Source organism: Vibrio azureus (assembly GCF_002849855.1).
GTDB classification, from domain to species: Bacteria; Pseudomonadota; Gammaproteobacteria; order Enterobacterales; family Vibrionaceae; genus Vibrio; species Vibrio azureus.
Genome location: NZ_CP018617.1, coordinates 241,701 through 261,363 on the forward strand (window position 1 = coordinate 241,701; position 19,663 = coordinate 261,363).

The window sequence follows — 19,663 nt, forward strand, 5'->3', positions numbered from 1 at the left end:
CTGGCCCTTTTGGACAGCGAGAAACACATTGTTTGAAGTTGATATAACTTTCTGATTAATAAAATTTAATGATTAATAAAATTTACTGACTGATGGGAATCTTTCTTGCTTGCATTGATTCCGGCACTTCTCTTATCAGTTCTATATGAAGCAGCCCATTTTCCATGCTTGCGCCAGTAACCGTGACATAATCTGCAAGCTGAAACTTACGTTCAAAGTTTCGTTCGGCAATGCCTTGATAAATATATGAAGGTTTTGCCTCACTGGACTGGATTTCACCAGAAACAATCAGAACATTTTCATTTTGAATCAAGGTTAATGATTCTTCAGAAAATCCTGCAACAGCCATCGTAATCCGGTAGTTATTTTCATCTTTCAATTCGATGTTATAAGGTGGGTAACCATTCGTTGAAGCTTTATGGTTGCTGCTTTCAACGTGATTGAGCAGACGGTCAAACCCAATGGCATGACGGTAAAGTGGAGAAAAATCTACATTACGCATAATACTATCCTTTTAATAAGCAATAGCTCTCAACGCTCAGTGCGCGGAGATAACACACGTATTCAAGCCGTATAAGCTTTTATCGACATACGTGATGATTTATGTGTGTAAAGAAATCATCGATATTGATTTTCAATGATTGTCCTTACCTTATTTTGAGTTCAAGTTGTTTCCCTTTATAGGCAAAACTCTGGACTCCACGAACTCCATCTAGCAATTCGTGTAATGAATATATGCTTCCGTAGGTTGTTTGTCAACACTTACATTAGAAAATCTAAAATGAAAAAATCATCTGCTGCAGTAACATCGAAATTAAACCACTCATCTCATATTGGTTGGTGCTGTCAGTACTGCCTTGTCGATAACATGTTGCAAGATGTTATAGCCAGCGAGGGCTCCTGAAGCATGCTCAGGTAAGTCGATTTTATCAGTATTCAATGCGTAAACTGTGATTTGATAGTTGTGTGGGGCTGAATTTGGTGGAGGACAGGCCCCCCCGAACCCTTTATAGCCAAAGTCATTGGTTACCATACTGGCACCTTTAGGCAAGCTTTGACCACCTTGAGCACCTGCATTTTCTGCTAAACCTGTTTGATCCGATGGGATATTGACCACTAACCAATGCCACCAACCGCTTCCTGTCGGTGCATCAGGGTCATACATCGTCACGGCAAAGCTTTTTGTTTCTTTAGGTACAGCACTCCAACTGAGTTGAGGAGATTTATTCTCTCCAGTACAGCCCCATTGATTGAAAACTTGGGCTTTGCTGAGAGACTTGCCATTAGTGATATCTGTACTTTCTAACTCGAAGGCTTGGATAGAAAGGACAGGTAGAGCAGTGAATAAAAACGAGACTAACTTAGAACACTTCATTGCAACTCCTAGCAGTTCATGGTGATGAAAGCAATCAAAGCGTAGTTGAATATTATTGCTAGGTTGTTCTGAAAATGGCTTTTGTTACTAAAGCTTGACGGCTCAATCAACATGGCGGTCTGTTAGTGATAATAATCATCAATTGAAGCACTTCTCCTAGCGTTTTGTGGATAGAGTGAGTCAAAAATGAAATTGCTCACCTTTAGTGAGTGATTTGTCATTTGATGGTCTAGATTAAAAAGACAGACGATAGTTAGGAGAAGCCTTGCATGTTTAAACGTTCATTGTTTTGTCTTTTGGTTGTTGGAGGGATGACGGCGTGTGATAGCGACACAAAAGTCACCAAAGGTATTGAGATCGAAGGTACAGAGATCGCACAAAATGAGCAGTGTGATTTAGAAGCGGTCAATTTATTGGATTTTGAGCCTTGGAAAAGAGAAGAGGGCTGGTGGGTAGGCGAATATACCTTTTTAGGGGCTGATGGTAACCCAAATACTTCTAATAGTTGGCCTTATCGATACGACCACTACAAAGGTTTTATCCACTTAGAAGTGATTGGTAACAGTATTAAGCAACGTAATGTTTTCCTTTATCCAGCAAAAGTGGTCAGTGAGTGTGCCGATGACAGCGATGTGATTGGTTCCGGTGTTTGCGGTGTGAATGGCAACGAGAAAATTTTTAGTGCAGACCAAAGTGCTTCTGATTGTAAAGGTGGACTCGCTGGAGCCTATGAAACGTTTGGTTTGACGGTTAATACTTTGACCACTTTGATTGGTGATGATTCGGTCTTATATCAAGTTTACATGCCAGATGGCAGTATTATGCAGAATCAATTAACAACACTACCACCGAACGATACGAGAGTTCGAACTGCTCAAGGCTTTTTTGCTAATGCACCGACCTACGCCAGCTTTTATCGTGAAACGAAAGTCTCCCAAGAAGAATTTATTCAGCAATTGGCAGATGCAAGAACAGATTACAACATTCTTGAGGTCGATTTTTGTGGGTATGACTCCGCGGGGCAGCCTAGCCAAGTGACATGTGAAGAACATTTTGGCACCAACGTGAGTCCATAACGCTTGGTTTATACCCAAGTAACCTCGCTCTGAATCAGGTATCTTGAGGTCACTTGGGTACATCTTTTAGTAAAAAGGTATTTCTATTATGCGTTGGAGAAAAAGCCGTCAAAGCTCAAATGTTGAAGATCGTCGTGGTCAGCAGAGTATGAGGAATTCTGGAGCTACTGGGCTGGTGGCTGGGCAACTTGTTCGTTTCCTTCCTTTTCTTTTGAGGAGTAAGTTGGGACGAGTGGTGTTATTCGGTGCTGCTATTTACTTTGGTTATCAAACTCTAATCGGTAATGACGACCTAGTCGGTGAAATAATGGGGATCTCACCAGCAGAACAAACCAGTGACTCTCCTTCATTGGGGCCTTCTTCTATAGGACAGACACAAACTTTAAAGGACGAACATGGACAATTTGTTGCCGCGATTTTGGGAACAACGGAAAGTGTTTGGCAAACTTTGCTGCCGGATGGGTATCAAGAACCGACGCTTGTTTTGTACAGTGATTCGACGACAACCGCATGTGGTCTTGGCCGAGCTGTGTCTGGGCCATTTTATTGCCCAGCAGACAGTAAAATATATTTAGACTTAAGCTTTATGGATGAGCTGAAGCGTTTGGGCGCTCCGGGTGATTTTGCATTTGCTTATGTGATAGCCCATGAAGTAGGGCATCATGTGCAAAACTTGCTTGGTACCAGTGATCAAGTCCATCGATTACAACGGCAATCATCCCCGTTGGAGGCAAATCGATTGAGTGTGAAACTTGAATTGCAAGCAGATTGCTATGCCGGTGTTTGGGGGTATTATGTGAATAATGAGATGAAGCTATTGGAGCCGGGAGATGTGGAGGAAGGGATAGCGGCAGCAAATGCGGTTGGCGATGACCGTCTACAGAAAATGTCGGGTCGTGCTGTGCAGCCTGACAGTTTTACGCACGGCACATCTGAGCAAAGAATCGCTTGGTTTAAAAAAGGCTTTCAAAGCGGTGATATGGAGCAATGCCGTACGTTTAGATCCCACTGATTTTGTTTAATGCAATGTCGCGAGAGTTAAATTCCAGAAAACTTATTCTTGCGTATAGAGCCATCAGAGGTCACAAGCTGTCAGTAGTCATCCCAATAGGGGGTGCGATGGCCGAACTTTTCACTCAAAAAATCAATGAATACCCGTACTTTGAGTGGTAAATGTTTACGCTCAGGATAAACCGCGTATATAGCATGCTCAGGCAGTGAATAATCGTCCATGAGTGTCATCAAGGTGCCTTTCTTGATGTCACGAGCTGCAATAAAAGTCGGAAGCTGAGCGATCCCACTGCCTCCTAATAATAGTTGCCTTATTGCTTCGCTGTTATTGACGACTACATTCCCTTTCGGAAGTACTTTTACGTCTTGCCCATTGTGAAAGAAAGTCCAGTCGACCCCTCCGCGAAAGTAGGCATAACGAATGCAGTTATGTGCAACTAAGTCTGAGGGCTTGGCTGGAGAGCCATGCTGTTGGAAGTAAGAAGGTGAGCAGCATAAGACGCTTTTACAAGTGGCCAGCCGCTTTGCGATGAGATTTGATAATGAAAGCTCTCCAATACGAATCCCTAAATCAAAACCATGTTTAACGAGATCGACCATTGCATCTTCCAGTTGTAGATCAACATCGATGCCTGGGTAATGGTCAAGAAATTCACTGATCAATGGAGCAATGTGTAAACAACCAAAAGACATTGGCGCGGTGATTTTTAGTTTGCCCTGAGGATTACCTTGAAGTTCTGACACTGCATCAAGACCCTGTTGAGCTAAATGCACAGATTGAACCGCGTAATCATAATATCGGTGTCCAGCTTCGGTGAGGCTGAGCTTGCGAGTTGTCCGGTTTAATAGGCGAATAGCCAAGTCATCTTCAAGCTGGCTGATGCGTTTACTGACTGCAGACTTGGTTAAGTTGAGCTGTTTTGCCGCTAACGAAAAGCTACCGCACTCCACTACGGTGACAAAAATCGGCAATGATGCCATGTTATTCAAGCAAGATTCCTTTCTTTGATTGCGTCATTGGTCGGGGATATGCCCAAGCATCTGGATATAAATAGGTGGATAAAAAGGAAACAATGAATTTCCCTTTAAGGTCATTACCTATAAATTGAAAACAATATAAACTAAACGCCTGAAAAAATGATAATAATGGAAACGATGATGAATTACGATTGGATCTTGTTTGATGCTGATGAAACCTTATTCAACTTTGATGCTTTTAAAGGTTTACAGCGTATGCTTTCTCTCAAAGGCGTTGATTTCACGCAGCAAGATTTTTTGCATTATCAAGCAACTAACAAGCCATTATGGGTTGATTATCAAAATGGCACCATTACTGCTGATGAGTTGAAACATAGGCGATTTCTTGAATGGGCGCAGAAGCTCGATACAACGACAACAGAGTTAAACCGTGCCTTTTTAGAGGCGATGGCGGACATTTGTACTTTGTTGCCTGGAGCAAAAGAGTTAGTTGAACAACTGCATGGCAAAGTGAAGATGGGTATAATTACTAATGGTTTTACAGAACTGCAAGCAATTAGGCTTGAGCGCACAGGTATGACCCCATTTTTTGACTTGGTTGTTATCTCTGAGCAAGTCGGTATAGCGAAACCTGATTTGGGTATCTTTGAGTACGCAATGGCACGTATGGGCATGCCAGCGAAAGAACGTGTGCTTATGGTCGGAGATAATCCGGACTCAGATATTATTGGTGGTCAGAACTTTGGCATCGATACGTGTTGGCTGAATGTATCAGGGGCAAAGTGTGCGGAAGGCATCCTACCTACCTACACTGTCAGTTCACTTTCGGAGCTTGCTCAGCAATTGTCATAATAATAAGCAGTAGATGAATGAAAGGGATAAAGGGCTTTTGTGCAATACATAAAAATTAAACAAGCCATCATGGAGCAAATTGATGCTGGCATGTTATCACCTCGGCAAAAGCTTCCTGCCGAGAGAAAACTCGCGGAATCATTTAAAACAACACGTGTTACGCTACGAGAGGCGCTGTCATTGCTCGAAGCCGAAGGACGCATCTATCGTGAGGATCGTCGAGGTTGGTTTATTTCACCCATGCCGCTTTGCTATGACCTTGAAGAGACCGTTGATTTCACCACGATGGCCAAAGCACAAGGATTTATCCCCGAGACTCAGCTTGTGAGCGCTCAAACCCTTTTGGCGAATAAACAAGCCTCTCGCTTGTTGGGACTGTCCCCCTTTTCTGAAGTGCATAATATTGAACGTGTTCGCTATTTGGATGCACGTCCGGTTATGTATGTGACGAGCTACGTCTGTCCCGAACTGTGCTCTGGCTTATTGGATTATGATTTAAGCCAATCACTGACTCAGCTTTATCGCCAGCAATTTGGCTTGAATCTCAAAACTGTGCGATATCGAATTTCTATCCAAACATTACAAGGAGAAATCGCACAATCACTTAGAGCCACACCAGGGGCACCAGCGATGGTTATTGAGCGTATTAGCCATGCCACAAGTGGTGCTGTGTTAGGTTGTGATGTGGAATATTGGCGACATGATGCACTGACTATTGAATCAAAATCAGCCCAAAAGATCGACAGACCCTAGATATAAAACTTGTGCGTTGTGCTAATTTCTAAGTCTCTGGCTTTATTTTTAAACAAGGTAAGGAGAAGCGATGAGAGTTTTTAGTAATTTCGACAGCGGTAGCATTCAGGTTGTGAAGTTGGATGATAAAAATGATATTCAGCTTAAAATCCCGAATGATAACTTATCAGAGTTTTACCAATGGTTTCATTTTCGTCTTGAAAGTGAAGCCGAGCAGTCTCATACGATTAAACTATTAGATTTAGCAAAATCAGCTTATCCTGCAGGTTGGCAAGGTTATGATGTTGTGGCTTCTTACGATCGTGAAGAGTGGTTCCGGGTGCCAGCTGAGTTTGATGGTGACACGTTGTCTTTCACTGTGATCCCAGAAAGGCGTTCAATCTATTTTGCCTACTTTGCGCCCTACACTTACGATCGACACTTAGACTTATTACATATGGCGCAGAGTCAACACCATTGTAATTTAGAAACCTTAGGTCATACGTTGGATAATCATGATATGAGCTTGCTGGTTTTTGGGGAAGAAGAGCCAAGTAAAAAGAAGATTTGGATTATTGCACGCCAACACCCAGGAGAAACAATGGCTGAGTGGTGTGCAGAAGGGATGATACAACGGCTGCTTGACGAAAATGATATGGTTGCCCGTGCCTTACTGGAACAAGCCGTGCTTTATGTTGTGCCAAATATGAACCCTGATGGTGGTGTGCGAGGGCACCTACGTACTAATGCTGTGGGCGTTAATCTTAATCGTGAGTGGCAATCCCCTTCAATGGACAGAAGCCCCGAAGTGTTCCTTGTGCGTCAGAAGATGCTTGCGATAGGCGTTGATTTGTTTCTTGATCTGCATGGTGATGAAGCGCTGCCATATAATTTTGTGGCAGGTTCAGAAGGTATCCCATCTTACAATCAATGTTTGATGGATCTGGAAACGGCGTTTAAAGCGGCTTTATCTACAATCACTCCCGAGTTTCAAGATGAAGTGGGGTACGATAAAGATGAGCCTGGTCAAGCGAATTTAACCGTTGGCTCAAACTGGGTTGCGGAGCAATTTAAATGTTTATCTTACACGGTTGAGATGCCCTTTAAAGATAATAACAATTATCCTGACCCTCTATACGGCTGGTCAGCAGAGCGGAGTGTGCTTTTTGGCCAAGATATTTTGGCTGCAACTTTAGCTGTTTTAAGCAAAATCTGAACAAAAAAAGCACAGTATTAGTATGATAACTGTGCTTTTTTGTAACCTTTTCTCCACTCATTACTTATGCTGTAGTTTGTTTATTGTTCTGTTTGTTTTCTTTTTAATCTCACTTTGGTTGTTTTTTGTTTAACGATAAAAAAAACTAATCGTTTCAATAAGAAATCTAATTTACAATAAAGTTGATTGTTCTGTTAAAGTGGGTTTTGAGATTTGCGTCACAAAGTCACCGTGGTTCAATCATCTTTGTCGACCCGCCATGTTTGCCATCAATCAAAATGGTGAAATGAGACTGGTTAGATGACAAAGAGGGGGAGTTACAGTGGAGTACTCATGTCTTGCCTAAGTTTTGTAAAGGCACTGTTGAGAGACATTAGTTCAAGCTTGTTGGCGTAGTTTTAAATCACTTGAAATAGCGTCGGTTTTTGCTTTGTGTTTGACGACTATAACGTTGTACCAATATCAAGCACACCTTCGCGCTAAAGGTAAAATAATGAAAAAAATTGCTCTTGCAGTGGCTACCATTCTTGCTGGTGGCGTAATGTCGAATGTTGCTCTTGCAGATACATACATCGGTGGTAAGCTAGGTTACAACTCTCTAGATGATTCTTGTCATCTAAACGCACCTTGTGATGACGATGCTTTTGCTGCTGGTCTTCACTTGGGTTACAACTTTAATGAGTACATTGCTGCTGAATACGGTGTCGACTACCTAGGTGACTTTACCGGTAACTTCAACAAAGCGGGTAAAAACGTTGTTGATGGTGATCTATGGGCGATTACTCTTGCTCCTAAATTCAACCTACCACTTAACGATGCTTGGAACCTATTTGCAAAAGTAGGTGGCGCTTATATGATGGCTGGTGACGAGAAAGATTTCGTTCCAACGGGTTCTCTTGGTGCTGAATACCAAATCAACTACAACTGGAGCCTACGCGCTGAGTACCAACGTTACCAAGATATGTCTGATGACATCATCAAAGATATGGACGCAAACTTCTTTGGTTTAGGTGTAAACTACAAGTTTGGTGCTGAGCCAGTTGTTCAAGAAGTTGTAGAAACTCGTCCAGCAACTCGCATTATTGATAATGAATACCCAGCTCAAACTGCAACAGTTCAGTTCGACCTTGAAAGTGCTGAAGTTCACAATGCATCAGTAATCAACGGCACTGTTGAGCTAATGAATACTTACCCACAAGCTCAAGTTGAGATTACGGGTTACAGCGATACGACAGGTACTGAAGCTTACAACCAGAAGCTAACTGAAAAACGTGCACAAGCAGTTGCTGAGGAATTCCAATCTCAAGGTATTACCGCTGAGCGTATGACTGTTAAAGGCATGGGCGAAGCGAACCCAGTAGAAAGCAACGCAACTCGTGCTGGCCGTGAAGCTAACCGCCGTGTAGAAGTTGTTGTTCCTGCGTTCCAATACCAAACAACGGAAGAAGTTAAATAATTAATATTTAATTTCGTGATTTTGAAAGCCAGCGTTGAGACGCTGGCTTTTTTTGCAATGAGCATGGCAGTTTTAGCAAGAAAGTTTTAGTAGGGACAGGTAAGTTTTCAGTTATCTTTGAACAGAAAGTATTAATCAAGGACAGACACAATAACTCTCCTCATGTCTTTGCAAATCAGTAGGTTCGTAATATCTCTTACTTGAGAGAAATTGAAACTTTCGAGTAATTTTATAAAATGCAGGTAAAGTAAAAATTAAAAGAGTCAATTAAGTTAGAATGGGTCTTCTGTCGCACAGATTATAAGAAAGTAAGTAAATCTTGTTTAAATGAACTACTGTTTATATATACATAAACACCTTGACTTGGAAAGCTATGACAGTTGCTCGCTCTACCCTGATTAATGTTGAAGCCACGCCTTATTATCATTGTATTTCTCGTTGTGTACGTCGTTCATTTTTATGTGGCTTCGACGAATATAGTAGAAAGTGTTTTGAGCATAGGCGTGGTTGGATTGAAAAGCGCTTAATTTTATTAGCTCAAAGTTTTTGCATCGATGTATGTGCATACGCCATTATGAGTAATCACTATCATCTAGTGCTGCATATCAATACCAAAAATGCTGATAAGTTATCCTATATTGAAGTCGCCGAGCGATGGTTAAGCTTGCATCGTGCACCAGCCTTAATCACTCGCTTCTTATCAGGTGAACCACTATCTTCGGCTGAAAAAGCACGAAGCATTGAAATTATTGAACACTGGCGTAAACGTCTAGTTAGTATCAGCTGGTTTATGAAGTTACTTAATCAATATATTGCTGCCGAGGCTAATCGCGAAGAAGGATGCACTGGACATTTTTGGGAAGGGCGTTTCAAAAGCCAAGCTTTATTGGACGAGAAAGCGTTGGCAGCTGCGATGGCTTATGTCGATTTAAATCCCATTCGAGCTTCTGTTGCTGACACACCAGAGAGCTCAGACTTTACTTCCGTCAAAGAACGAATATTAGCACTCAGGAATGATCAGCAAACTGCCCCTTTTCTCTTTCCTTTTGTGGGTTATTCAAGAAAATCAATACCTGAAGGTCTCCCTTTTCGCCTTTTAGATTATTTAGAGCTAATTGATTGGAGTGCAAGACAGATCCGAGGTGATAATAAAGGTCATCTGGAGCAAGTATTACCTCCTATTTTACAACGTATAGGTTTAGAAGGAGGCTCTTTGCTTAACATTTTCCAGCAGATAGAGAATTGGCCGATGTTTGGTACAACTGAATCGCTCAAAGTTTCACTGCCCTTATTTAATCGGCAACGAATATCGGGTTTATGTCTTCCTAGTCATTAGGCAAAGCTACGGTCCTGTAAATATTTTTCTATAATACTTGATTTCCCGTTACTTTTCTCGCTGAGAAGTAGCCTGCTTTGCACTTTATTCGTTACAGAAATAACATCCACAATATCTCACTTCAAAATACAGAGAAAAGCGAGTTGTAGTATTAACTCTTTCTCTGAGCAATCTTACCTGTCTGTCCTTTTTATTTTCGTGTACTTATTATTTTCGCTTATAAGTGTCTGTCCCAATCTAAAATGACTTCAATACTATAAGCGTCGTAAAACAACATCACAAAAAATATCCCCCTCGGGACAACTCAATGACAACGTGCTCTGAGTGCCTTTCGTTGTAGAACTTTCATCGTGGTAGTAATGAGCTGATGAAGCTGAGAACGACATAATGCTTATTATAATGGTGAAGATTATTCTCATTGTATTTTCCTTTTTAGTAGATATTTTAATTTTAAATCTAGAAGTACTACGAGTTTCGACCCAAGTTGGTCTTAATTAATGCTTTAAAATGTGACTAAGTTATAAATTAAACGCAACTCCACATAAATGGTATATTTAACAATATTTATTCCGACGGTAAGTCATTAAGTAGTAATAAAATATTAATTTTTTTGTCCGTTAGAGTGCTCACTTGTGACAAAGAAGTATTTTTAAAACTTGTTTAAAGTAAAGTGTTGCAATATAATTCGCGATATTACACTTTGTTACAAATGATATCTCCATGTTTGGAATTAAAAAACTTAAAGCTGAAAATAATGCGTTAAAACAAGAACTAGCGACGTTAAAAAAGAAGTATCAGGCCGACGTGATTGCTGTTGAAAATCAGCTTCAAGAGGCCAAGCAATCTGCAACACTGGCGCAGAAAAACTTCCAAAGCCGTGATGATTTGATGCTGAGTAGCCTTAGAGGCGGCACCATGTTGCAGACAATTCGAACTGAAATGGTCGAAAGTGCGCAGTCAATGGCTCGAGAGAGTGAGGACCTGAAACAACTTGATGACATGTTTCAACAAACTCACCAAGCTCTGGGTCATTTGGACGATCGAGCTTGCAAGATAAGTTCCCAAGCATCGCAAAGTAGTGAGTCTGTGCTTATTTTGGACCAAACGGCGACGTCTATCTCACACTTAGTTTCGAGTATTCAAGAAATCTCGGATCAAACTAACTTGTTGGCTTTGAATGCTGCGATAGAGGCTGCTCGCGCAGGTGAGGCAGGTAGGGGCTTTGCTGTTGTTGCGGATGAGGTCAGAACGTTAGCAGGAAAGGCCAGTGAAGCCAGCGAACAAATCGACACACTGGTGAAGCAAGTTTTAGCGCAAGTTGGAACGATTAAAACTTCTATCGATGCGAACCAAGCCTGTGCCGAAGAAGTTTCTACCTCTTCTGCTCAAATTGGCGCAATCGTGAATGAAGTTGTCGTTAAATCTGAACATATGAAACAAGTTATCCACTTGGCATCAACAAGAGCATTCCTTGATACGGTAAAGCTCGATCATGCGATATGGAAGAATAACATTTACCGCTTATTACAAAGTGGTGCTTTCTCCGAAACCGTTAACAGTCATTCGGAGTGTCGATTAGGTCAATGGTATTACAAAGGAGATGGTCTGAATTACAGCCATCTACGAAGCTACAAAATGATCGAAGAGCCACACAAAGGTGTTCATAATAGCGGTCGTGAAGCTATGAAGCAGGCAAATAATGGCAACATGAATGGTATGGTAGAATTCATTAATACCATGGAAGATGCCAGTGAAGAAGTGGTTGTTCAAATTGATCACTTAATCAATGAGATTGTTGTTCAGTAAGCGAAGTATAAGAAAAAATTAAATAAAGTGTGAAAAATAACGCCCGGTAATTGGGCGTTTTTTTGTATATTTATTCATTGGCTTCTTATGGTGAGGCTTTTCGTTTATTCCACTTGTGTCCAATTTACACTTTTTTATTCATGCCTGTCCTCGTTATTTCCTCGTTATTTGGTTATTTGTTTCACGTGTCTGTCCGCGTTATTCGTGTCCGCGTTATTCGTCCGCGTTATTCGCAGGGAGGAGAAAGGTGAATAACCGCAAGTCCGCCAAGGGATGTTTCGCGATACTTTTTGTTCATATCTTTCCCTGTTTGATACATGGTTTCTATGACTTTATCGAGTGAAATTAGGCATTTGCTGTTACGTTTTAGAGCCATGCGTGAAGCATTGATGGCTTTCATTGCCCCCATTGCGTTTCGTTCAATACAAGGAACTTGAACCAGTCCTCCGATAGGGTCGCAGGTCATACCTAATGAATGCTCCATGGCTATTTCTGCAGCGATACACATCTGTTCGTTACTGCCACCACGAAGAGCTGTTAATCCAGCGGCTGCCATAGAAGAAGAGACACCGATCTCCCCCTGACACCCCACTTCTGCGCCAGAAATTGAGGCATTAGTTTTGTATAAAATACCGATAGCTCCAGCAACCGCAAGAAAGTCTTTGAGTTGCTTTGTATCAAGGCTTTTGATAAAACGATGGTAGTACATCAGCACTGCGGGAATCACACCAGCAGCCCCATTTGTGGGTGACGTGACGACTTGACCTCCTGCTGCATTCTCTTCACTGACTGCGAAAGCAAATAAGTTAATCCAATCCATGATCGCCATCGGATCGCTCTCAATTGCGCTATTCGCTTCCAACTTCTTGAGGAGGTTAGGAGCGCGTCGAGTAACATTTAACCCGCCATCAAGCACACCCTCTGTATCAAACCCGCGTTGCATGCATAGTGACATCACTTGCCAAATTTTGTCTGCTTTATTGTCGATCTCAGCCAGATCATGAAACTTTAGCTCATTTTGCAAAATCATACCGCCAAGGCTCAAGCCGTGATTATCTGCTTTTTCTAGCATTTCATCGGCAGAACGAAATGGGAAAGGAACCTTAATTGTGGCTTGATTATCACGACTCTCTAGCTCTTTGGCAGTGGCAATAAAACCACCACCAATGGAGTAATAAGTTTCAAACTCTAAGGTTTGCATCTTGGCGTCAAAGGCCGTAATCGTCATACCATTCTCATGCAGTGGTAAGTTCTCACTATGAAAAACAATGTCATGGTCGTAGTTAAAGGCAATGTCATGATGACCAGCAATGCATAGAAGATTGTTATTTATTGTATTTTGAAGTGCCTTTTTAGCACTGGTCATTTTTATCGTATCAGGTTTATTGCCCATCAAGCCCAATACTGTGGCCCGGTCAGTGTGATGCCCTTTGCCTGTTAAAGATAATGAACCATAGAGATCGACCTGTAGCTTATGTACAGTGTCAATTTTATCTGCCAATAACTGCGTAAAGTGATAGCCTGCCAACATAGGGCCATTGGTATGTGAGCTTGAAGGGCCAACACCAATCTTAAAGATATCGAATATGGACAGCATCATTGTACTCCTTGGAGAGTGAGAGCGTTAAATTTAAAGTGCTTTGAGATGAGATTTATAGGATTAACCTATCCTAGCTATAAGCGTATACCTAGCTGCTCTGATGCGCTGACTTTTAGTCATAATGATGCATTAAAATGGGAGTTGGTAATATTTTATTCTAGCTAGCACAGTTGCTGGGTGATGAAGTCAACAAAGACTCGTAAACGTGCCGGAATATATTTCGATTGAGGATATTGCATCGCAATCGCGCCATGGTAGTTACTTTTGATTGTCCAGTCAGATAGGACAGTCATCACTTCTCCTTGCTCTAAGGCTTCTTTAATCACAAAGTCATGGAAAATACCAATACCTAACCCTGCCTTCACACCATTTAAGCGCATTTGTGAGTGATTAACAGCATATCGACCTCGCACTGGAATGGAATGGAAGATGTCTTTTTTGTAAAACGACCAGATATTATCTTTATCATTTTCAGCAAGGTAAAGGCAGTCATATTGATTTAACTCCACTGGATGCGTAGGTGTACCATGCAGGGCGAGATAATCTGGTGAAGCACATAGAACTAGGCTGGTTTTGCTGATTTCGCGTAGAACCAAATTTTCATCGGGTTTGTCAGTCAGTTTAAATGCTACGTCAATGCCTTCACGAAACAGATCAATCTCGCCATCGGCGGCTCGCAGCCTAAGTTCAACCTTTGGATAACGTTGTAAAAAAGGCAGAACGAATGGTTGCAGGACCGAATTGAGAAAAGCCTCTGGCGCAGCCACAGTGAGCGTTCCGGTTGGCTCTGTGTGATCTTGGGCTGATACTTCAACGGCCTGCTTGGCAGCATTTACCATGGTGATACTTTGTTCATACACCTTACTGCCTGCTTGGGTAATGATTAAGCTTCGAGTGGTTCGTTCGAAAAGTTTGACTGACAGAGCGTGCTCTAAACGAGTAATTAACTTACTTAGAGCTGAAGGCGTCACCCCCAGTTTTCTGGCGGCGGCGGTAAAACTACCTTCGTTAACAACGAGAATAAAAGCGGCCAGATCTGGCAATAAAGCGATAAGTTTTGGGTTAACCATAATTCGTATGCTTAGCAAAGTATAAATGGAGTATACCTTGAGATGAGTTTATCAGCGAGCGGATAACTTGAAGGCCATTGAATGGAAAATTGGTACATAGGATACCGCTTAATTCTGGTTAACGTTTTGAGCAAGTTTTGAGGTGCTAATGTTTGGTTAATTTTGCTAATTTGTTTCTTGGTAAAGTAGTAATAAAGAAAAGTGCGCAACAAGTCACTTAATAGCTGACAAAGTATCGACTTTATGAAATTATCACAATAAGTATGTTGTTCGGTATTTTTTATTGTTTACATGCCTAATAGCTTTTTAAGTGTGTGAAGCTCAGTTCTAGTGAACACCTTTATTCAAACACGAACAGTTATTGGAGCATCATTTTCATATTGTGATAAGGATAAAGTGTATGCTGGAGCAGGCACTAACAAAGACCAATCAAAGTCGTCGTAATTTCATTAAAGGGGCGACAGGTGCTGCTGTTGCAGGTATTGGGGCGTCTGTTTTTTCGGGGACAGTCCATGCTAACGTTGAAGGTATAGATTGGGAACATTCGGCCACAGATTACGCTGACAATCAGCGCTTTTGGTGGAAGGTACAAAAGCAATTTGTTTTGGATAAGCGCAGTACTTATATGAACGTAGGTACAACCGGGTCAATGCCAAAGCATGTTTTAGACGCTTATGATCGTAATAACACATTAGTCGCCAAACACCCTTGGGATATGAAAGATAAATTTGGTCCTTTTCCGCATGTTGAAGAAATGTTCCAAACGATAGCACCGGGCTTTGGTGCCCATGCTGATGAGTTAGTTCTAACGCGAAACACGACAGATGGAGTGTGTTCGATCATCAATGGTCTACACTTTGAGCCAGGTGACGTTATTTTAACGACCAACCATGAGCATGTTGCGGTGAACTCGCCATTACATGTTGCAGCACATCGATTTGGTGTTCAAATCATTGAGGTTCAATTACCGGTGTTTACTGGAACAGAAACAGTGTCAGAGAAGGATTACATCAATGCTTTTCGCGATGTGATTTCGGCACAACAGAATATCCGCTTAATGGTTTTTTCTCACGTAACTTACAAAACGGGCACCACTCTGCCCGCCAAAGCGATTTGTCGACTGGCTAAAAAGCATCGTATTCCAACTTTGGTCGACGGTGCGCATACCATTGGTATGTTGGCGCTTGATTTTCATGATATGGATTGTGATTTCTATGTCGGTTCTGGCCATAAATGGCAATGTGGTCCTGGTGGCACAGGGATTCTCTACATCAGAAAGGATGCTGAGCGGCTTAATGAATATTGGCATGATCGCGCAACGCCGTTATGGATGATTAACTCGTCGTTATCTCATGCTGAACATCTGAGTAAACAATTACGCATGCAGTACGTAGGAAATGATAACTATCCTGCAAAGCAAGCACTAACGGACAGTTGCAAGATGTGGGACCAAATAGGCCGACAGTCCATTCAAGATCGTATCTTAGCATTAAGCAAGCAGTGTAAAACACAGCTGCGAAAAGCGTTACCTCATGCCACCATGTATTCGCCAGATGTAGAAGGCTTGACCAGTGGTTTAACCACATTTAATCCTTTTTCTGACTCGAGTAATGAAGAGCAATTGATTCTTTTCCGAGATCGCTTACGAGAAGAGTACGGTTACATCATTCGTACCACCAGCTTTAAGCTAACAAAAGAAGATCAGCAAGAAACTCATGCGTTACGCATTTCAACCCATTTGTTTCATGATGAGCAGGATGTCACCGGTCTCATAGCAGCAATTAGCCAGCTGTATTATACGTTTTAGTTAAGTCAATGTGTGCTCCTCGATATTGAGGAGCACACAAACAGGTATCACTATGTTAAACAAGGTATTTAAGCGCTGCTTAGCAAAAGGAATGATCTCGTTATTGCTCTTTTCACCCTTAGCTTTAGCCGATGATGTGAGAGATATTCAAGAGCGAGGAGTGTTGCGTCATATTGGCGTTTCATACGCAAATTTTGTCTCTCATATTGAGCAGGGCAAAATCCAAACGCTAGCAGGCTTAGATGTCGAAATTATCAAAGGTTTTGCAACCTCACTTGGTGTGCGCTACGAATATGTTCCAGCTCAATGGAATAACGTGATTGGCAAATTAGTTGGTCATCATGTCGAATATAAAAATAAAGACATTGCCATAGGGCAAGCGATGGCAATCGAAGGAGATTTGATCGCCAATGGAGTAACGATTCTTGATTGGCGAAAAGAGGTCATTGCCTTTTCAGATGATTATTTTCCATCTGGCGTATGGCTAGTGGCTCGTACCGATTCTTCGATGAAACCGATCAAGCCGACGGGCTCGATCCAAAAAGATATTCGTCAAGTAAAGGGTTTGCTAAAAGGTCGAACCGTACTGGCGATGGAGCACTCTTGTCTTGATCCAAACCTTTATGATCTGTACGAAACACAGGCCGATATTATCTTCCCAGATGGTCGTCGTCACCTTAATGAAATGGTGCCAGCGATCATGAAAAATGATGCGGAGAGCACCTTGCTTGATGTCGCAGACACGTTAATTGCAATGGAGAAATGGCCAGGTGAAATTAAAGTGATTGGTCCTATTTCAGAGCATCAAAGAATGGCTGTGGCATTTCGTCATAATTCGCCAGAGCTTAGAATAGCGTTTAACCAATACTTAAATAAGATTAAGCAAGATGGAACCTATCAGGAACTGGTTGAAAAATACTACCCCTCCATCTTCTATTTTTATAATGACTACTTCTTGGTAAATAGTAAGAACGAGTTATGAAAAAGCTTGTAAAAAAAATATCAAGTACACGAATAATTATCATATGTGCTGGCTTAATCTCGATGTATTTAGCCACCATTATTACGGTGACTGGCCTAGGTCAAAATAAATTAAAAGACTCCCAGCATCGTGAACTGGGCTTACAAGTAAAAAGTTATGCGGGAAGGCTTGATAGTGTATTAACCATTGCGAAGGAAGACATGATTCACCTGTCTACGGATAAAACACTGCAAACCTTCTTTGCCAACCTCGCCTCAGGCATGTCAATGGAGTATGGCTTGGGCGCGAGCGTGATCAACCTGAAGAGAAAACTGAAAGCGAAATCACAAACAAAGCTTAAGAATGATCAGCACTTATATCAGAAGCTTATCTTGATTGGTCTAGATGGCAAAGTCATTGCTTCGACGGGCACGAGGGGGACGCGATTATTGGCGATTGATAAACCATCGAATCAACAGCCCCTTAAATTATCTAAAAAACTGCAGATCGTAGAAGAAGGAGAGAAAAAGTACATTCGGTTGGCTCAAACCGTGCTCTTCTCGGGAAAACGCGTTGGCTACTTGATCGCAGATCTTAACCAGAGTGCAATCATCGACTCATTAAACAAGCCTGATGAAAACAGACAAAATAGCCGATTAGTGCTCAGGCTAGGTGAAGCAGAAATGCTTCTATGGAACTTGAACCATTATGATAATTCTGAGCAAAGCCGTGCAACTTTAGACAAATTAGGCAGCGACTTACAAGAAAGCATCTATTTTGCTGTGCCTGATGAGAAGAACCAATACACTTTGATGGCTTGGTTTGAGCCCTTTAACAAGCGAGATCTTTACACCTCAAAGCTATTTATCACGATACTCAGTGTTATTGCCATATTAATGGTTGCAGGTTTATTGTATGCGTTCTATCTCAATAACACACGAGTAGAACTGAAGATTAAGTTGGAGGAAGAAAAGCATCGTAAAGACTTTCTTTCTCAACAAAACGAACGTTTAACTCAAGAAATTGAGCGACGTAAGTTCTCGGAAACAGAGCTGGCTTTTTTAGCCAAACATGACGCATTAACGGGTTTACCTAATCGTTTACACGGCTCCGAGCGGTTGAGCTTTGAGCTTTCTCGAGCCAGTCATAGCGGCGCTAAAGTATTAGTGATGTTCATTGATTTGGACCATTTTAAGCAAATCAATGATTCAATGGGTCATTTTGTTGGCGATGAAGTACTTAAATTAGCGGTGAAACGTCTAAAACAGACCTTACGAGAAACGGACTTTTTAGCCAGAATTGGAGGAGATGAATTCCTTCTCATTGTTCCTGAGATGCAAAGTACAGAAAACACCAAACATTTTGCAGCAAAAGTATTATCGGCCTTTCAACAGCCATTTATGTGGCACAATCATGAATTCTTTTTATCTGCCAGCATAGGAATGTCTGTGTTTCCTGATGATGGTGACAAGGTAGAGCAGTTATTGGCCTGCGCTGATATGGCAATGTACCGTGCGAAACAAGAAGGGCGTAATGCTTTTTGTTTTTATAACCATAATATGAACCAGGATTTACAGCGTTTTCTTACTTTAGAGAAATGCCTACGTCAGGCAATCGTGTACGAACAACTCAGCTTATATTATCAACCTATTATTGACTTACGCAGTGGTAGAATTGTTGGTGCAGAAGCCTTGATGCGTTGGAATGATGTCAAGCTGGGGTCAGTCAGCCCTGATGAATTTATCTCAGTTGCAGAAAAAAATGGTTTGATACACCAATTAGGTGATTTTGCGATTCGACACGCTTGTCACCAAGCAGCACGATGGCAATCTATTGCCCCCATATCGATCTCGGTGAATTTTTCCAGTGTGCAGTTTAGATATTGTGAGCGGTTACTGGATCAAATCAAACACCACCTCAGTGAATCTGGTTTACCCGCAGACAAGTTCGATATTGAAGTAACCGAAGGTTTATTATTCAGTGATACGAAAGAGCTCAAAGGCTTATTGGATGATCTTAAAGCATTGGGAGCAAAGTTGGTTATCGATGATTTTGGCACGGGCTATTCGGCACTGAGTTATTTACAAAAATTCCCATTTGATCGTCTCAAGATAGATCGAAGCTTTATGCAAAATATGTTTGAAAACGATTCTGACCGTGCGTTAGTCAAAGTGATTATTGCGATGGCGCAAGCGTTGAAACTTGAAATTGTTGCGGAAGGCATTGAAGAAAAGCGGCATCTGGAATACTTACAAAACTTAAATTGTGAGTTTGGCCAAGGTTTTTACTTTAGCCAACCATTGCCCGCTGAAGAATTTGAGCGACTACTTAAGCATTCAAAGGAAGAGTGTTTGGTTTAAAATCAATGAATTAGCTTCATGATTTAT

General features: G+C 41.6%; 16 protein-coding genes. 11 read left to right on the forward strand and 5 right to left on the reverse strand.

Annotation, left to right across the window (positions count from 1 at the left end; genetic code table 11):
* Window positions 1-82: 82 nt before the first annotated feature.
* Window positions 83-502, reverse strand: coding sequence for an Hsp20 family protein (locus tag BS333_RS14835; protein WP_021710397.1), 420 nt, complete (start codon window positions 500-502; stop codon window positions 83-85).
* A gap of 321 nt (window positions 503-823) precedes the next feature.
* A complete protein-coding gene (locus BS333_RS14840; RefSeq protein ID WP_021710398.1) occupies window positions 824-1,375 on the reverse strand; it encodes a YbhB/YbcL family Raf kinase inhibitor-like protein in 552 nt (183 codons plus the stop codon).
* A gap of 269 nt (window positions 1,376-1,644) precedes the next feature.
* Between BS333_RS14840 and BS333_RS14845 the strand changes: the two genes are divergently transcribed.
* On the forward strand, window positions 1,645-2,451 hold the full coding sequence (locus BS333_RS14845) for a hypothetical protein (RefSeq protein ID WP_021710399.1): 807 nt from the start codon (window positions 1,645-1,647) through the stop codon (window positions 2,449-2,451).
* A gap of 88 nt (window positions 2,452-2,539) precedes the next feature.
* Complete coding sequence (gene ypfJ, locus BS333_RS14850) at window positions 2,540-3,463, forward strand: KPN_02809 family neutral zinc metallopeptidase (RefSeq protein WP_021710400.1); 924 nt, start codon at window positions 2,540-2,542, stop codon at window positions 3,461-3,463.
* An 80-nt stretch (window positions 3,464-3,543) separates the two neighbouring features.
* On the opposite strand, the gene BS333_RS14855 is transcribed toward ypfJ, so the two are convergent.
* Window positions 3,544-4,452 carry a LysR family transcriptional regulator gene (locus BS333_RS14855; protein WP_021710401.1) on the reverse strand — a complete coding sequence of 303 codons (909 nt, stop codon included), beginning with the start codon at window positions 4,450-4,452 and terminating at the stop codon, window positions 3,544-3,546.
* A gap of 168 nt (window positions 4,453-4,620) precedes the next feature.
* Here BS333_RS14855 and yjjG point away from each other — a divergent pair, with 168 nt between their 5' ends.
* The 6 genes from yjjG (at window position 4,621) to BS333_RS14885 (ending at window position 11,838) form a co-directional block, all read left to right on the forward strand.
* The gene (gene yjjG / locus BS333_RS14860; RefSeq protein WP_021710402.1) at window positions 4,621-5,292 is read left to right on the forward strand and encodes a pyrimidine 5'-nucleotidase; all 672 of its coding nucleotides are present in this window, start codon (window positions 4,621-4,623) and stop codon (window positions 5,290-5,292) included.
* A gap of 39 nt (window positions 5,293-5,331) precedes the next feature.
* Window positions 5,332-6,045, forward strand: coding sequence for a phosphonate utilization transcriptional regulator PhnR (phnR, locus tag BS333_RS14865; RefSeq protein WP_021710403.1), 714 nt, complete (start codon window positions 5,332-5,334; stop codon window positions 6,043-6,045).
* 70 nt (window positions 6,046-6,115) lie between these two features.
* Complete coding sequence (locus BS333_RS14870) at window positions 6,116-7,240, forward strand: M14 family metallopeptidase (RefSeq protein ID WP_021710404.1); 1,125 nt, start codon at window positions 6,116-6,118, stop codon at window positions 7,238-7,240.
* Window positions 7,241-7,733: 493 nt separating this feature from the next.
* Window positions 7,734-8,696: an outer membrane beta-barrel protein gene (locus BS333_RS14875; protein ID WP_021710405.1), complete on the forward strand. Its 963-nt coding sequence runs from the start codon at window positions 7,734-7,736 to the stop codon at window positions 8,694-8,696.
* A 373-nt stretch (window positions 8,697-9,069) separates the two neighbouring features.
* Complete coding sequence (locus BS333_RS14880; protein WP_021710406.1) at window positions 9,070-10,032, forward strand: transposase; 963 nt, start codon at window positions 9,070-9,072, stop codon at window positions 10,030-10,032.
* 720 nt (window positions 10,033-10,752) lie between these two features.
* A complete protein-coding gene (locus BS333_RS14885) occupies window positions 10,753-11,838 on the forward strand; it encodes a methyl-accepting chemotaxis protein (protein WP_021710407.1) in 1,086 nt (361 codons plus the stop codon).
* A gap of 226 nt (window positions 11,839-12,064) precedes the next feature.
* Here BS333_RS14885 and BS333_RS14890 read toward each other — a convergent pair whose 3' ends face one another.
* Both BS333_RS14890 and BS333_RS14895 read right to left on the reverse strand, forming a co-directional pair.
* The gene (locus BS333_RS14890; protein ID WP_021710408.1) at window positions 12,065-13,435 is read right to left on the reverse strand and encodes an L-serine ammonia-lyase; all 1,371 of its coding nucleotides are present in this window, start codon (window positions 13,433-13,435) and stop codon (window positions 12,065-12,067) included.
* A 164-nt stretch (window positions 13,436-13,599) separates the two neighbouring features.
* Window positions 13,600-14,508, reverse strand: coding sequence for a LysR family transcriptional regulator (locus BS333_RS14895; protein ID WP_021710409.1), 909 nt, complete (start codon window positions 14,506-14,508; stop codon window positions 13,600-13,602).
* A gap of 400 nt (window positions 14,509-14,908) precedes the next feature.
* On the opposite strand from BS333_RS14895, the gene BS333_RS14900 reads away from it, so the two are divergent.
* The 3 genes from BS333_RS14900 to BS333_RS14910 are packed head-to-tail and all read left to right on the forward strand — an operon-like array spanning window position 14,909 to window position 19,636.
* Window positions 14,909-16,315, forward strand: coding sequence for an aminotransferase class V-fold PLP-dependent enzyme (locus BS333_RS14900; RefSeq protein ID WP_021710410.1), 1,407 nt, complete (start codon window positions 14,909-14,911; stop codon window positions 16,313-16,315).
* A 52-nt stretch (window positions 16,316-16,367) separates the two neighbouring features.
* Window positions 16,368-17,297, forward strand: coding sequence for a transporter substrate-binding domain-containing protein (locus BS333_RS14905; RefSeq protein WP_033004033.1), 930 nt, complete (start codon window positions 16,368-16,370; stop codon window positions 17,295-17,297).
* Window positions 17,294-19,636, forward strand: a complete 2,343-nt coding sequence (locus BS333_RS14910) for an EAL domain-containing protein (RefSeq protein WP_021710412.1) — start codon at window positions 17,294-17,296, stop codon at window positions 19,634-19,636. The genes BS333_RS14905 and BS333_RS14910 overlap by 4 nt, the downstream gene beginning before the upstream one ends.
* The last annotated feature ends 27 nt before the right edge of the window (window positions 19,637-19,663 follow it).

Excerpts from the sequence above, each read along its gene's own strand:
- BS333_RS14835 (WP_021710397.1), bottom strand. The coding sequence starts at position 502 with ATGCGTAATGTAGATTTTTCTCCACTTTACCGTCATGCCATTGGGTTT.
- BS333_RS14840 (WP_021710398.1), bottom strand. The coding sequence starts at position 1,375 with ATGAAGTGTTCTAAGTTAGTCTCGTTTTTATTCACTGCTCTACCTGTC.
- BS333_RS14845 (WP_021710399.1), top strand. The coding sequence starts at position 1,645 with ATGTTTAAACGTTCATTGTTTTGTCTTTTGGTTGTTGGAGGGATGACG.
- ypfJ (WP_021710400.1), top strand. The coding sequence starts at position 2,540 with ATGCGTTGGAGAAAAAGCCGTCAAAGCTCAAATGTTGAAGATCGTCGT.
- yjjG (WP_021710402.1), top strand. The coding sequence starts at position 4,621 with ATGAATTACGATTGGATCTTGTTTGATGCTGATGAAACCTTATTCAAC.
- BS333_RS14870 (WP_021710404.1), top strand. The coding sequence starts at position 6,116 with ATGAGAGTTTTTAGTAATTTCGACAGCGGTAGCATTCAGGTTGTGAAG.
- BS333_RS14875 (WP_021710405.1), top strand. The coding sequence starts at position 7,734 with ATGAAAAAAATTGCTCTTGCAGTGGCTACCATTCTTGCTGGTGGCGTA.
- BS333_RS14880 (WP_021710406.1), top strand. The coding sequence starts at position 9,070 with ATGACAGTTGCTCGCTCTACCCTGATTAATGTTGAAGCCACGCCTTAT.
- BS333_RS14885 (WP_021710407.1), top strand. The coding sequence starts at position 10,753 with ATGTTTGGAATTAAAAAACTTAAAGCTGAAAATAATGCGTTAAAACAA.
- BS333_RS14890 (WP_021710408.1), bottom strand. The coding sequence starts at position 13,435 with ATGCTGTCCATATTCGATATCTTTAAGATTGGTGTTGGCCCTTCAAGC.
- BS333_RS14895 (WP_021710409.1), bottom strand. The coding sequence starts at position 14,508 with ATGGTTAACCCAAAACTTATCGCTTTATTGCCAGATCTGGCCGCTTTT.
- BS333_RS14900 (WP_021710410.1), top strand. The coding sequence starts at position 14,909 with ATGCTGGAGCAGGCACTAACAAAGACCAATCAAAGTCGTCGTAATTTC.
- BS333_RS14905 (WP_033004033.1), top strand. The coding sequence starts at position 16,368 with ATGTTAAACAAGGTATTTAAGCGCTGCTTAGCAAAAGGAATGATCTCG.
- BS333_RS14910 (WP_021710412.1), top strand. The coding sequence starts at position 17,294 with ATGAAAAAGCTTGTAAAAAAAATATCAAGTACACGAATAATTATCATA.